Source organism: Roseivirga sp. AWQ4_251, from assembly GCF_056158225.1.
Genome location: NZ_JBSWSW010000001.1, coordinates 105,447 through 118,247 on the forward strand (window position 1 = coordinate 105,447; position 12,801 = coordinate 118,247).

The window sequence follows — 12,801 nt, forward strand, 5'->3', positions numbered from 1 at the left end:
TTTACTTTAAAACTTTAGGCACCTTAAAAAATTGGGTGTCTTGGGTAGGTGAGTTTTTTAAAGCTTCGGCCTGAGTAATTGAGGTTTTGGCTTCATCTTTTCTAAGCACGTTCACTTCTTGAGTCATGTGGGTGAGCGGCTCTACACCTTCGGTATCCAATTCACTCAGTTTATCTACCCATGTTAAAATTTCGCTCATGTCTTTCAGAAGTTTTTCTTGTTCTTCTGGCTTAATATTTAAGCGAGCTAAATGAGCTACTTTTTCCAACGTATCCTTATCTACTTGCATTGTGTACTTTGTTCAATTCACCTTGAATAACTTCAAAAACCTGCTCTTTTAATAAGTTGGCAGCTTCATCTCCCGTTCCTTGTGGCCAAATTGGCTTGTGAACTTGTAGAGAAATCACTCCCATGTTCACAATAAAAGGTCTTTTGTCTGGTAAAATTATGTGATTGTTGTGAATTGTTACAGGCACAATCGGAATTTGTTCTTCAACAGCAATTCGAAAGCTACCGTCTTTAAAGCGAGCCATTTGTGGAGGGTTTTTCGAATAAATACCTCCTTCAGGGAAAAAGGCAATCGAAAAACCTTCTCGGATTTTCTCCTGAACTTGAAGCCAACTGGCATGCCTGCTTCGCAAACTACTTCGGTCTACTAAAATGTGGAGCTTGCTATACATAAAGCCCCAAAGCGGTACTTTTTTCAAAGAACTTTTGCCAATAAACTTAAAGTTGTGTTTGATCAATCCTAAAGTGGGGATGTCCAAATAAGAGAAGTGATTCGCGCAGAAAATATAACGTTGTTTCTTATCTAGCTCAGTTTCATAACGAATTTTAGAGCGATGAAGAAACAAGAGGAAAAATAATGACTTGGCCCAAAAACGGTTCAACGGCCCCGCCCAGCCTTCCAATGGTTTAATATAAATGGCCATCAAAAAGAAGGGAAGCAGAACAAGAAAGGTTAGCGTAAAGACTATAAAACCGTAAGCGGTATAGATTTTTCGAAGTGTTTTCATGCGCGTAGCGCGAAGATAAGGGAAATGCTTTTACCAGATAAAGGGATGTTCGTTTTCGGTATAAACGGTTGGCTATTTCTTTAAAAGAGGGAAGAATCAATAACAGTCCATCAGAACTTGTTTGTTGTTTTGGTAGTAGCTTAAGCTGTTTCCGGTTTTCGCTTTGCAAATTTCATCGAGCACTTGAGTCACTCCTTTTTGCATGGTGATGGAGCCGCAAATCATGAAAATCCCACCAGCCTTGAAGGTGTCAGCTATAAAGTCTGAATCTTGTGAAATGAGGTTTTGCACATACTGTCTTTCTCCAACTCTGGAATAGGCAGGAACAAAGCGAGATAAACTGCCTTTGGCCAACGCCTGATCAATTAAAGGCTTGTAAATACCTAAAGAATCGAAGTTTCTAGCGCCCCAATAAAGAGTGCTTTCTCTTTTAATTCCGTTTTCACCTAACATTCCCAAAAATGGTGCAATGCCTGTTCCATTGCCAACCATTACAACTTTAGTGGCTTTTTTAGGGAAGTGAAAACTATTGTTGTTTAGAAGACTTCCTTCCAATTGATCGCCAATTTGTAGGTTATGCAACAGTGTAGAACATAAACCTCCATGATGTTTTTTAACACTCATCAGAATGTTTTTGCCTGTCAAATCAGTGCCAAGAGAATATAATCTTTCTCGGTCGCTATTTTCAGGGTAAATGGCCAGTAAATCACCTGCTTGAAATTTGGCTTTGCTTTTTGGCGTTAATTCCAGCAACACAGTATCATCTTCAATGTTATCCGAAATGGTTTTACTCACCACCTCAAAAGCACTCATCTTCTTTTTGAATTGAAGGTTAGGTGCTTTGGGAAGTTCCAAACTCAAGCCCAAGTTTGTAGCCAATGCATTTACCCATTGGCTAAAAGCTTCGAATGACTGATGGTTTACTGTGTGTACACCAAGCAATTGTTGGCTAGCGGGGTGTTGATCAATTAATTGATCGGTATCGTAGGCGAACTTGCAGAATTCAGGATAAGCCAAAGATCCAAAACCAACCACTGAATAGTTGAACTGATGATCGGCAGGCCATAATTCGTTGAGCCTTTTTGCAAATTTTGTGGCATTGCTTGGGGCTTCGCCTTGGCCGTAGGTAGCTGTAATTACCAACAGATGCTTCATGGATTTGAAATGCTCAACTTTGTTGAGGTCTGTCAGGTAGCTGTGCTTCTTCTGATTTAAGAGTTCTTTGTGAAGCAAATTTGCGAATTGCCAGGTGGTTCCTCCTTCCGAGCCTACAAGAATTACGAACTCACACTTATCCTTGGCAAATGGATTTTTAAATTTCTTCTTCTTTCTTTTCAACGAAATGGCGAAGCCGGAATAAATAAAGAAAGGAATGGTGAGACTAGCCAGGCCAAGAATAGCGGCCCAAATTGTAGTGCCCTGCCCTGTATGGAGCATCAATGCCAGTTCGGAAAATAGCGCTACAAAAGGATATGGCTTTTCGCTCAGGATTTCTCCCGTAACCTGATTCACCATCATTTCCTTCTTTTTCAATTTCAAGTAGAAGGGATCTTCCACATCGGGAGAAAATGGGAATTCAATAGATCTAAAATCGGCTAGTGTATTGTTTTTGAAAGCTGGAATTTCACTTCGATCAATCGCAGGATCATCAGTTATCGTGTCATAGTCCACGGACAAATTCACTGCAGGATTTTTGATAATGGAGAATCGCAGCAAGGAAAGGTAGGTTCCCGATAGGGAAATGATGATTATGGGTATAAGAGCAAGTCGGCCCAACACAGTGTGGTAATCGGCCCAAAAGGACATTTTTACCACTTTGGTGAAGAAGTGTTTGGTTCCGCCTTGGCGTCTCAGAATTAAAAAGGCACCAGAAACCGCCATAAGAAAGAAGAGGAATGAAGCAATGCCTACGAAGAGTTGGCCAACAGTGCCCAGGAAAAGCGAACGATGAAGGCTTGTGGTGAACTCAAAAATTTCTGGCTCACTTTCTATATCTGCTATTTTTTCTCCAGTAAATGGGTCGATGTAGAAAGTTGCGCTTTCACCTTCATTTGTAATTACCGAAGCTCTGATGAAGTCGTTTCTATCCTTTTCTATGGTGAGAACTTCCATATACCGATCGCTCACATTTTCCAGAAGTTCGGCAATAGTTAAGCGAGAAGCATTTTCTATCTCATAAGGCTCTGAATTTTCGAGAATGGGTTCGAAGGCCAGAATAACTCCGGTAATGGAGGCCAATAGAAGGAAAAGAGATGAAGCCAGCGCTAGAGATAAGTGGCTCAATCTCCAAATGGAAAGTGTCATCAGTCTGGGAGTTGTTGATCTGCGAAGCGAACAGGGAGGTGTTTTTTAGAGTCTTCCTGAAACAAACTCAGGAAGACTCTAAAGCAGGCTTTAGTTAGGCACAAGCCTAATGTATCGGATATAACCTTTGCCAACAACTTTATCGGTAAGGGTTTCGCTATTCAGGTCTACTTCAGCATCTGTTTCGTAGTAATCTTGATTTTCTACGGCCGATTCGAAACGGATTTTATAGCCAGTGTCTATTTTGGCTTCGTCAATATCGAAGACCAAAATTTGGCGTTCACCATTTCCGATGCTTGCTCCAGCCAAACCGTCAATATCTTCACCGGCATTTTTGGAAAATTCCCACCAAGTTTTCACGTCTTTGAACCATTCATCGTCATCGCCATGAACGTGAAGGGTTCTTTCGTATTTGCCTTCAGGGTTAATCAACGATACCGCGATATAAGCTTTTTCGCCTGTGTAGTTGATCATTTGCACCATGCATTTGAACTTTTTAGCCCCTGTAGCTCCCGAAAAAGCAAAGGTTAAAGCAATGCCCAGCACCATCAATATTTTAGTAGAAATAGAATTCAACGACTTCATTTTATTTGGTTTTAAGGAAGTTCAAGTCCACTTTATTTTCTTTCAGAATTTCGTTTTCAGAAGCCAAATCATAGGCAGTTTCGTCAAAGTCAGTAGTGGCTTTGGTATTGGCTCCGATAGAAATCAAATACTTCATGATTTCTGGATTTTTAGCTTTCATAGCCGCGTAATGGAGAACGGTGTTGCCGTTTTCATCTTTGGCGTTTACATCAACTCCTAGGCTGTTTACTTTTTTAAGAAGCTCTAAGTCGTTTCTATCAATCGCTAAGTGAAACAAAGTTTTCTTGTCGCTTTGAGCTTGTTTTGGAGAAAAACCTTTGGCTGTAATGGCTGCCAGTTTTTGATTGAAAACCTCTTTGTTGTTCGATCGGTATGCGCGTACCAAATAGTAGCCCAGGTTGTGTCCATCTTTGTCAACAATGGTGGCGTCTGCTCCTTTAGAAAGCAAGTAATCAACAACTTCAGGGCTGTTGCCGGCAACGGCTCTTGTTAAAGCCGAAACACCTTCCTTATTGGTGTGAATGATGTTTTTGGTCTTTTCTGCTAAGAATTTCACTACCTCTAAACTGTTTCTTCCGGCCGCATTGATCAATGGCGTGTTGCCATTTTCATCGGCATCGTTAACATTCAAGCCTTTGCCAATAAAGTAGTTGAATACTTCCAGGTTATTGTTTGAGTTGGCCAAGTTGTGAAGGGCAGTAGTGCCTCTGTTGGTTTTGGCCGCAGGATTCAATCCCAAACCTTCCAAGTATTTAAAGAAATCCAATGTGGCAGAACGGTTGGTGCTAGCCATAATAATGGCATTTTCTCCCGAAATTTTGTTTTCACCATAAGGAACTCCTCTTTTGATCAGTTCAGTCATGGCCTCTTTGTTCGCAGAACGAGCGGCATAATTGAAAAGCCCATTGCCATTGTTGTCTGTGCTGTTGAGCGAAATGCCTTTCGATTCGAAATAATCTAGCATCGAAAAGTCTTTGAGTCTTCCAATTAAAATGTGGAGGATATTTCTTCCATCTTCAGTGGTTTCGTTTTTCAGATCAATTCCGTTTTGAATGAAGAAATCATAGATTTCGCGAGACTGTTGCCCGCCAGCAGCGGCAAACTGCGTAACGGTGTAGTTATGTGAATCTCTAACGTCAGTTCTGGCGCCCTTTTCCATTAAATATTTCATGATTTCAAGGTTTCCGCGAGATGCCGCCCAGAAAATATAAGTTCTTGAATCGTGAGTGATTTTATTTACGGAATTCCCTTGCCCGATTAAAAAGTCGATAGTGCTTACGGGATTGGCCGCCATAATAGCATAAGTAGTAGGGTCGAAACCGCCTGAATTGGCTTGGGTTACTGAATGACCTTCGGCCATTTTAGCTTTGATATCGCTTAAAGCTGGCTTCGTATTCCAATAGCTCGACTGAAGAAAAGGATTGTCTTGAGCCAAAGTTGTAAACGAAAATGCCATAAGAGCAGCAAAAAACAGTGTTGCACTGAGGGTTCTTATCTTGTTGATTCTCATTATTTTATTTTTGTAAACCTGTGAAATTTAGAATTTCAGCTTTGGTATTTCTTATTTAGACTAATTATAAATAATTGCAAATATAAGATTGAGAATGTTATTGTCAACAAAGAATGGTGAACAAGTTTGTGAAAGTTTCTGCTTGGTAAGAGAAGCCGAGTTTTTAAGTCAAGCTTTCTTGATTTATGGAGTGTGGTTTATTTGGAAGTGACATTCCAGACATCAAACACCGCTATATCTTCATTTTCGCTTTCTTTTTGAAAATGTATGCCATGTTCATTGGCAAATGTTCTTTCTGTATTGATGAGATATTCGTATTCAGGCAGCATAAATTCGCCCAACAGCTTGAACTGATTATCAAGCACCATAACCGCGTAGGTTCTTTGCTTGCTCTTAATAGGATCATCTAAATCCAGCAGGGTTTGGCTAATTGGCAGGCCTATTAACCTAAAATAAATATCTCTTTTGGGCTCATAGAAGATGTGTGTATAAGCGCCTCTTTTTAAGGGTTCTTCTTCAATTTGCTTTTCTGAGGGCCTGCTATCTAAATCGAATATTTCACTTATTGGATGCTCAAATAAGTTTGTTCCGGCATAGACTTTTTCTAACTCACGAGATTCAATATCCCAAACATAAAGCGAATCCTGATTGGGGAAATTGTAAATCATCTTTTTTGTTTTTTGATTGATTACTGAGGTGTAGTCGCCAAAATCACCTACTCCGTAAAACCCTTTTATGAACTCTGAAGGGAGTTTCTGAAAGTATTCCGTTTCTCCATTGTTCAGGTTTACAGCGATTTTCATCAACCGATCTTCATTTCGTAGAAAGTAGTTCTCAACAATCAGGTTTCCCTTATGAAAAAATGCTGGAATAGCATTATGTCTCAACAGTGGGGCGCCAGGAATTCTATCGGGGTCCAAAGCAATTTTATTGTGAATGATGGCGTCAAAGTCCGAAAGGTAGAGGTTACCGATTGGGTCAGCAATAAAAAGACTATCTATAGAAAAGGCCTGAAATCCAAAAAGTTGAGTGGGGATGCTGTTTGGGCCTTCTTTTGGGAAGGAAATCTTTTTGTAAATTTTTTCTTTATCGTAATCATAAATCAAAAGAGCTTGATTCTGATAGTCAAAGTTGATAAGGTAAGTTTTGTCTTCACTTTTCAGGGTTTGAGGCAATAAGAAATTCCAGTCGCTCAAACCTTCTACCTGAATAGATTTTTCTGCAACTTTTGAAAAGTGGATACTAGTAATTTCTTCCGAATCGGATTCGCTTGGTTTGCTGCAGCTAAAAAATAAAAGAAAATAAAGAGCCGAAAGAGTGTAAAAAATGCTTTTCATAAAGAGAAGGTTTGTTCTATGATGCCTAACCTATGGATTAGGTTGCAAGTGTCTTTTAAACTGTACTGTCAAACCACAACTCCTTCACTTTTTGCATAGCAGGATTGCGGTTGTTTTTCTTCCACATTACCGAAAGTGTTGTTCGCTGAGGAATATTTTTCAATTCAATAAACTTCACGTTTAAATCGAAACCAAACTGCAGAGCACTGGGGATAATGGCTACTCCGAGCCCACGTTCTACCAATTTAAAAATGGTTTGCGCATGAACGGATTTGTGTGAAACGTAAGGGGTAAAGCCTTGATCTTCACAAATGCTCAAAATCATATCATAATACAAAGGGCTGTATTCGCTTGAAAAAAGAATAAAATGCTCATCCTTGAATTGCCTCATGTTCTTAAAGGAAGAAGAGTTAAGCGGATGATTTTTAGGTAAAACAATGGAAAAAGTATCTTCCAGAATTGGGCGCATATGAAAGCCCTCAGGAACTTTGGCCAGCCTGACAAAGCCGAAATCCAGTTCGTTTCTTTCCATAGCGGCCACCTGCAAACCATTCGACATTTCTTCCAAACTCACTTTTATTTCCGAAAGACTGTCGTTCATCTTCACCATCAGTTCAGGAATAATCTGCTGCATGGCCGAACCAATAAAGCCTACTTTTATTTCGCCTTGGTCGCCAGAATCAATTCTTTTTAACTCTTCAAAAGTTCTGTCGAGATGGTTGTTCAGAAAGGCCACTTCTTTTTGAAGAAATCTGCCTGCTTCGGTTAACTCCACTTTCCTTTTCGTTCTCTCAAAAAGTTTAACGCCCAGCATTTCTTCCATCTGGCTAATTTGCCTACTGAGGCCTGGTTGTGAGATGAACAGCTTTTCGGCAGCTTTTCTGTAGTTCAGGGTCTCGGCTACAGCCTGAAAATATTGCAAATGCCTAAGTTCTATTTGATAACCCATGGTTATTAACTGGTAAGAAAATGGTATTTCTAATTATTAAAGCTAAACGATACTTTTGAATATCTCAAAGCTTAATGGATGTCGTTTTTGAAAATGGCTGTCATTCTGCTCCGAAGTATCGGAGTGTTTCAGAATCCATTTGTGAGAGCAGGTATTAGTTAGCAAGAGGATAAACAGGATTTTTATAAAACTTGAAATATGTCAGAAAGTACTTTTTGGTATGGAGAAGGCTATTTGACTGCGGGTAAGGCGCTGGCCATTAGCCGAGGTGAAATGCACGGACAATTAAGTCCAGCTGTGAGAAAAAAGGTGAAGGCAAGTCAGGCTGTGGTTGAAAAGATTGCAGCGGGTAAAAAAGCTGTTTATGGTATCAATACGGGCTTTGGGCCTCTGTGTACCACCATGATTTCTGAAGAGAAAACCCGTATTCTCCAACAAAACATATTGATGAGCCACAGTGTGGGAGTGGGCGAACCGATTGAAACGGAAGTGGCTAAATTAATGCTGATTCTGAAAACCCATGCTTTGTCGCAGGCTTATTCTGGCATTGCCGAAGCTACTTTGGACAGGATGATCTGGCATATCGATAACGACATTATTCCCGTTGTGCCAAGCCAGGGTTCGGTAGGTGCTTCGGGCGATTTAGCTCCTCTTTCTCATCTTTTTCTGCCATTGATTGGTTTAGGCGAAGTGATAATGGAAGGCAAAAGAGTTCCTACTTGTGAAGCCTTTAAGCTACATCAATTAACGCCAATCGATCTTGGCCCTAAAGAAGGTTTGGCGCTGATCAATGGTACGCAGTTTATTGCCGCCTTTGCGGTAAAGGTGGTTGAGCGATTGCACAATTGTCTTTCGCAAGCCGATTTGATCGGAGCCATGATGGTGGAGGGACTTCTGGGTTCGAAAAAACCATTCAGGGCCGAGTTACATCAACTCAGGCCTTTTAGAGGAAATCAACATGTGGCGGCCAGAATGCAGTCATTATTGCAGGGGTCTCAAGTAATGGAGTCGCACACCAATTGCAATAGGGTGCAAGATCCGTATTCTTTGCGTTGTATTCCGCAGGTGCATGGCGCTTCGCGAAATGCTTGGCTCCATCTGAAAGAAAGCCTCGAAGTAGAGCTCAATTCAGTTACAGATAATCCGGTAGTTTTCAGCGAAGATTTAACCATTAGTGGAGGCAATTTTCATGGCCAGCCCATGGCGCTTCCTTTGGATTATGCTTGTTTGGCGGCTTCTGAAATTGGAAATATTTCCGACAGAAGAACTTACCTTTCTTTGGAAGGAACCGTGAGCAATGTGCCTAAATTACTGATGAAAGAAACTGGAATCAATTCCGGTTTTATGATTCCGCAGTACACCTCAGCGGCATTAGCCAGTGAAAATAAAGGGCTTTGCTTCCCTGCCAGTGCCGATAGCATTCCAACTTCTTTGGGGCAAGAAGATCACGTAAGTATGGGGTCGATTGGAGGTAGAAAAGCTTTACGCGTGGTGGAAAACGTAGAGAAGATTTTGGGCATTGAGCTGCTTTGCGCAGCACAGGCCTTGGACTTTCACAAACCTTTAAAATCGAGCGAAGTAATTTCTGGTTTGCACGATTTGGTGAGGCAACATATTGAATTTGCCAGCGAAGACAGAGTTTTCGCTAACGATATTGAAAAAGCGATTGATTTGGTTCGAAGCGGAGCTTTGCTCAAACTGGTTCAAGCGCACAAAACATTTGAAGATTTAAAAACTGAGCATCATGAGTTATTCGAAGTTTATTGAGAAATACGCGAAACATCCAAGCTATAAAGCGCCAACAGGAAGTGAATTGAATGCCAAATCTTGGCAAACAGAAGCGCCTTTGCGCATGTTGCTGAACAACCTTGATGCGGACGTTGCTGAAGATCCTTCAAAATTGGTGGTGTATGGCGGAAATGGTCAGGCTGCCCGAAATCCCGAGGCTTTGGAAAAAATCATAGAATGCCTTTTGAAATTGGAAGATGATCAAAGCCTTTTGGTGCAGTCAGGAAAGGCGGTTGGTATTATTCCAACGCATCCTGAAGCTCCGCGTGTTTTAATTGCCAATAGCAATTTGGTGCCGCAGTGGGCAAATTGGGAGCATTTCAACGAGCTGAAAGAAAGAGGCCTAATGATGTACGGCCAGATGACGGCCGGTAGCTGGATTTACATCGGTAGTCAGGGTATTCTTCAAGGCACTTACGAAACATTTGTTGCTTGCGGACAAAAGCATTTCCAAGGTGACCTACGCCATAAACTTGTGGTTACTGGTGGTCTTGGAGGAATGGGGGGCGCTCAGCCATTGGCCGCTACGCTTGCTGGTGCTACTTTTTTGGGTGTTGATAAAGATCCGGCCAGAATCAAAAAGCGATTGGATACTCGCTATATCGATAAAATGACCCATTCTTATGAAGAAGCTCGCGATTGGGCTTTGGAGGCCAAAGAAAAAGGAGAGGCTATTTCAATTGGTTTGGTAGGCGATATTGGCGATGTGCTAGAGAAATTGCTTCAGGATAACATCATTCCCGAAGTCTTGACAGACCAAACTTCTGCGCACGATCCAATCAACGGATACATTCCTAATGGCTTGAGTTTGCAAGAAGCTAACGCATTGCGCGAGTTTGATTCGAAGGCTTACAAAGAGAAGTCTTTGAAGAGTATGGCGAGGCATGTTGGTTTTATGCTGGAAATGCAGAAACGCGGCTCTATCACTTTCGATTATGGAAACAACCTTCGCGAATTTGCTAGACAAGGGGGCGAAGCAAATGCCTTCGATTTTCCAGGCTTTGTCCCAGCCTATATTCGTCCGTTGTTTTGCGAAGGGAAAGGCCCTTTCCGTTGGGCGGCTCTCTCTGGTGACCCTGAAGATATTTACGCTACAGACCAGGCTTTGATGGAAGCTTTTCCTGAAAATACGCACATGATCAATTGGCTGAAACAAGCTAAGGAACGCGTGGCATTTCAAGGTTTGCCTTGCCGTATTTGCTGGTTAGGCTTGGGAGAAAGGCAAAAAGCCGGATTGATTTTCAACGAATTGGTGAGAACTGGTAAAGTCAAAGCTCCGATTGTAATCGGTCGCGACCATTTGGATTGTGGTTCCGTAGCTTCTCCAAACCGTGAAACCGAAGGAATGAAAGATGGGAGTGATGCCGTTTCAGACTGGACTTTGTTGAACCTGATGGGTAACACCAGTGGAGGCGCTACTTGGGTTTCTTTTCACCATGGTGGAGGCGTAGGAATGGGCTATTCTCAGCATGCAGGCATGGTGGTTTTGGCGGATGGTACCGATAGAGCAGAAAAATGCTTGAAGCGTGTTTTGCATATCGATCCTGCAATGGGCGTAATCCGCCACAGAGATGCAGGTTATGAAACTGCCATTCAAAAAAGTGATGAGTTTGGTTTGACGCTGTAGCAGTCAAGTCAATAAATACCGTTTTTAAATTCTTTCACCCTGAAAGAAGCGAAGGAACAGACCCTTCGTTATTCTGGGAAAGAAACAGCCAGAATTAGTTTGGAAGGACTGAGCAGGCATGAACATACATATAACTGATAAAGTATTTAAATATTAACCTGAACTCGTAATAAATGACATAAAGTCATTCTAGAAGACTTTTACACAGCTGGCATCCCTCCAAAAGTTTCGTTTCATACTGTTGATGATCTTATTTGTTTTTGATGAAATTGAGGAGCTAACTTTTGGAGGGTTCTGGATACAGTTAAAGCTGAGTGCAGGTTATAACTTTTTGTCCTTTCTCCGATACTTCGGAAGAAGGAGTTAACTAAAATTAATGATCTGAAATGAACGACCTTAAATTAATTGGCCCTTTTAAACAATTGGTTTCCATGTCTGGGCTTCCGTTAAAAGGAGCCTTAAAAGATGAGCAATTGGAAATTCTGGAAAACGCTGGGATTTTGATTGAAGGTGCTAAAATCGTGAAGGTTGATGGTTTTAGATCATTACACCTTGAGGCCGAAAAGGAAGGGTATGCAGTTGATCTATTGGATGGAGACTTCGTTGTGCTTCCAGGATTGATTGATGCACACACTCATATTTGTTTCGGGGGAACCCGAGCTCATGATTACGCTATGCGAAACGCGGGCAAAACTTATCTAGAAATCGCGGCTGCTGGTGGTGGAATTTGGGATACGGTTACCAAAACGCGTTTGGCTACGGAGGAGGAATTGCTTGAAAATACCATTCTTCGAGCAGCGCGTCATCTTTCAGAAGGGATTACGACCATAGAAGTGAAAAGCGGCTACGGTTTAAGCGCGGAGGAAGAATTGAAAATCTTGAGAGCGATCAAATCGGCCAATGAAAAAACATCAGCTGATTTGATTTCTACCTGCTTGGCGGCTCATATGAGGCCAAGAGATTTTGAAGGCAATGCTATGGAATACCTTCATATGATTGTGGAGCAACTTCTCCCTAAGCTGAAAGAAGAAAAGCTGACAGACCGCATTGATATTTTCGTGGAACAAAGTGCTTTTTCTCCTGAAGAAGGAAGCTTCTACTTAAATAAAGCAAAAGCAATGGGCTTCGATTTAACCATTCATGCCGATCAATTTTCAACTGGAGGAAGTGCATTGGCGGTAGAAGTAGGCGCACTCAGTGCTGACCATTTGGAAGCTAGCACGGAGAAAGAAATTGAGCTTTTAGCGAATAGCGATGTGGTTGCTATGGCATTGCCAGGTGCTTCCTTAGGTTTAGGCTGCAATTACACGCCAGCTAGAAAATTGCTCGATGAGGGTGCCGCTTTGGCCATCGCTACGGATTGGAATCCAGGTTCCGCACCCATGGGCGATTTGATTATGCAAGCTGCCGTTTTGGGTTCTGCTGAAAAATTGAGCAATGCTGAGGTATTAGCTGGCATTACTTTTAGAGCTGCAGCGGCTTTAAACCTTTCAGACAGAGGCTCGATTTCAGAAGGTAAATTGGCCGACTTCGTTATTTTTCCAACCCAGAATTATCAAGAAATTACTTATCAACAAGGAAAGCTAAAACCTTCTTCCGTTTGGAAAAATGGGGTTAAAGTGATTTAAGGAAGGAATTTTCAGCAGACTTTTTCATCGGCACTAACATTCCAGCCTTCAATAGGT

General features: G+C 41.6%; 10 protein-coding genes. 3 read left to right on the forward strand and 7 right to left on the reverse strand.

Annotated elements, in window-relative coordinates; genetic code table 11:
• Position 1: 1 nt before the first annotated feature.
• The 7 genes from gatC to ACXACJ_RS00575 all read right to left on the reverse strand — a co-directional run bounded on the left by gatC (position 2) and on the right by ACXACJ_RS00575 (position 7,701).
• Complete coding sequence (gene gatC / locus ACXACJ_RS00545; RefSeq protein ID WP_475132311.1) at positions 2–289, reverse strand: Asp-tRNA(Asn)/Glu-tRNA(Gln) amidotransferase subunit GatC; 288 nt, start codon at positions 287–289, stop codon at positions 2–4.
• Complete coding sequence (locus tag ACXACJ_RS00550) at positions 276–1,016, reverse strand: lysophospholipid acyltransferase family protein (RefSeq protein ID WP_475132312.1); 741 nt, start codon at positions 1,014–1,016, stop codon at positions 276–278. Before ACXACJ_RS00550 ends, gatC begins: the two co-directional genes overlap by 14 nt.
• Before the next feature lie 96 nt (positions 1,017–1,112).
• Positions 1,113–3,320: a PepSY domain-containing protein gene (locus ACXACJ_RS00555; protein ID WP_475132313.1), complete on the reverse strand. Its 2,208-nt coding sequence runs from the start codon at positions 3,318–3,320 to the stop codon at positions 1,113–1,115.
• A 90-nt stretch (positions 3,321–3,410) separates the two neighbouring features.
• The gene (locus tag ACXACJ_RS00560; protein WP_475132314.1) at positions 3,411–3,905 is read right to left on the reverse strand and encodes a DUF2271 domain-containing protein; all 495 of its coding nucleotides are present in this window, start codon (positions 3,903–3,905) and stop codon (positions 3,411–3,413) included.
• A gap of 1 nt (position 3,906) precedes the next feature.
• Positions 3,907–5,415: an ankyrin repeat domain-containing protein gene (locus ACXACJ_RS00565; RefSeq protein WP_475132315.1), complete on the reverse strand. Its 1,509-nt coding sequence runs from the start codon at positions 5,413–5,415 to the stop codon at positions 3,907–3,909.
• A 197-nt stretch (positions 5,416–5,612) separates the two neighbouring features.
• Positions 5,613–6,752, reverse strand: coding sequence for a DUF4221 family protein (locus ACXACJ_RS00570; protein WP_475132316.1), 1,140 nt, complete (start codon positions 6,750–6,752; stop codon positions 5,613–5,615).
• A gap of 55 nt (positions 6,753–6,807) precedes the next feature.
• Positions 6,808–7,701: a LysR family transcriptional regulator gene (locus ACXACJ_RS00575; RefSeq protein WP_475132317.1), complete on the reverse strand. Its 894-nt coding sequence runs from the start codon at positions 7,699–7,701 to the stop codon at positions 6,808–6,810.
• A 198-nt stretch (positions 7,702–7,899) separates the two neighbouring features.
• Between ACXACJ_RS00575 and hutH the strand changes: the two genes are divergently transcribed.
• From hutH to hutI, 3 genes are all read left to right on the forward strand, one after another.
• Positions 7,900–9,468: a histidine ammonia-lyase gene (hutH, locus tag ACXACJ_RS00580; protein ID WP_475132318.1), complete on the forward strand. Its 1,569-nt coding sequence runs from the start codon at positions 7,900–7,902 to the stop codon at positions 9,466–9,468.
• The gene (gene hutU / locus ACXACJ_RS00585) at positions 9,446–11,116 is read left to right on the forward strand and encodes a urocanate hydratase (RefSeq protein ID WP_475132319.1); all 1,671 of its coding nucleotides are present in this window, start codon (positions 9,446–9,448) and stop codon (positions 11,114–11,116) included. Before hutH ends, hutU begins: the two co-directional genes overlap by 23 nt.
• A 386-nt stretch (positions 11,117–11,502) precedes the next feature.
• The gene (gene hutI, locus ACXACJ_RS00590; RefSeq protein WP_475132320.1) at positions 11,503–12,744 is read left to right on the forward strand and encodes an imidazolonepropionase; all 1,242 of its coding nucleotides are present in this window, start codon (positions 11,503–11,505) and stop codon (positions 12,742–12,744) included.
• Positions 12,745–12,801 lie beyond the last annotated feature (57 nt).

Coding starts and splice junctions, on each gene's coding strand:
- ACXACJ_RS00550 (WP_475132312.1), bottom strand. CDS start 1,016: ATGAAAACACTTCGAAAAATCTATACCGCTTACGGTTTTATAGTCTTT.
- ACXACJ_RS00565 (WP_475132315.1), bottom strand. CDS start 5,415: ATGAGAATCAACAAGATAAGAACCCTCAGTGCAACACTGTTTTTTGCT.
- ACXACJ_RS00570 (WP_475132316.1), bottom strand. CDS start 6,752: ATGAAAAGCATTTTTTACACTCTTTCGGCTCTTTATTTTCTTTTATTT.
- hutU (WP_475132319.1), top strand. CDS start 9,446: ATGAGTTATTCGAAGTTTATTGAGAAATACGCGAAACATCCAAGCTAT.
- hutI (WP_475132320.1), top strand. CDS start 11,503: ATGAACGACCTTAAATTAATTGGCCCTTTTAAACAATTGGTTTCCATG.
- ACXACJ_RS00575 (WP_475132317.1), bottom strand. CDS start 7,701: ATGGGTTATCAAATAGAACTTAGGCATTTGCAATATTTTCAGGCTGTA.
- gatC (WP_475132311.1), bottom strand. CDS start 289: ATGCAAGTAGATAAGGATACGTTGGAAAAAGTAGCTCATTTAGCTCGC.
- ACXACJ_RS00560 (WP_475132314.1), bottom strand. CDS start 3,905: ATGAAGTCGTTGAATTCTATTTCTACTAAAATATTGATGGTGCTGGGC.
- hutH (WP_475132318.1), top strand. CDS start 7,900: ATGTCAGAAAGTACTTTTTGGTATGGAGAAGGCTATTTGACTGCGGGT.
- ACXACJ_RS00555 (WP_475132313.1), bottom strand. CDS start 3,320: ATGACACTTTCCATTTGGAGATTGAGCCACTTATCTCTAGCGCTGGCT.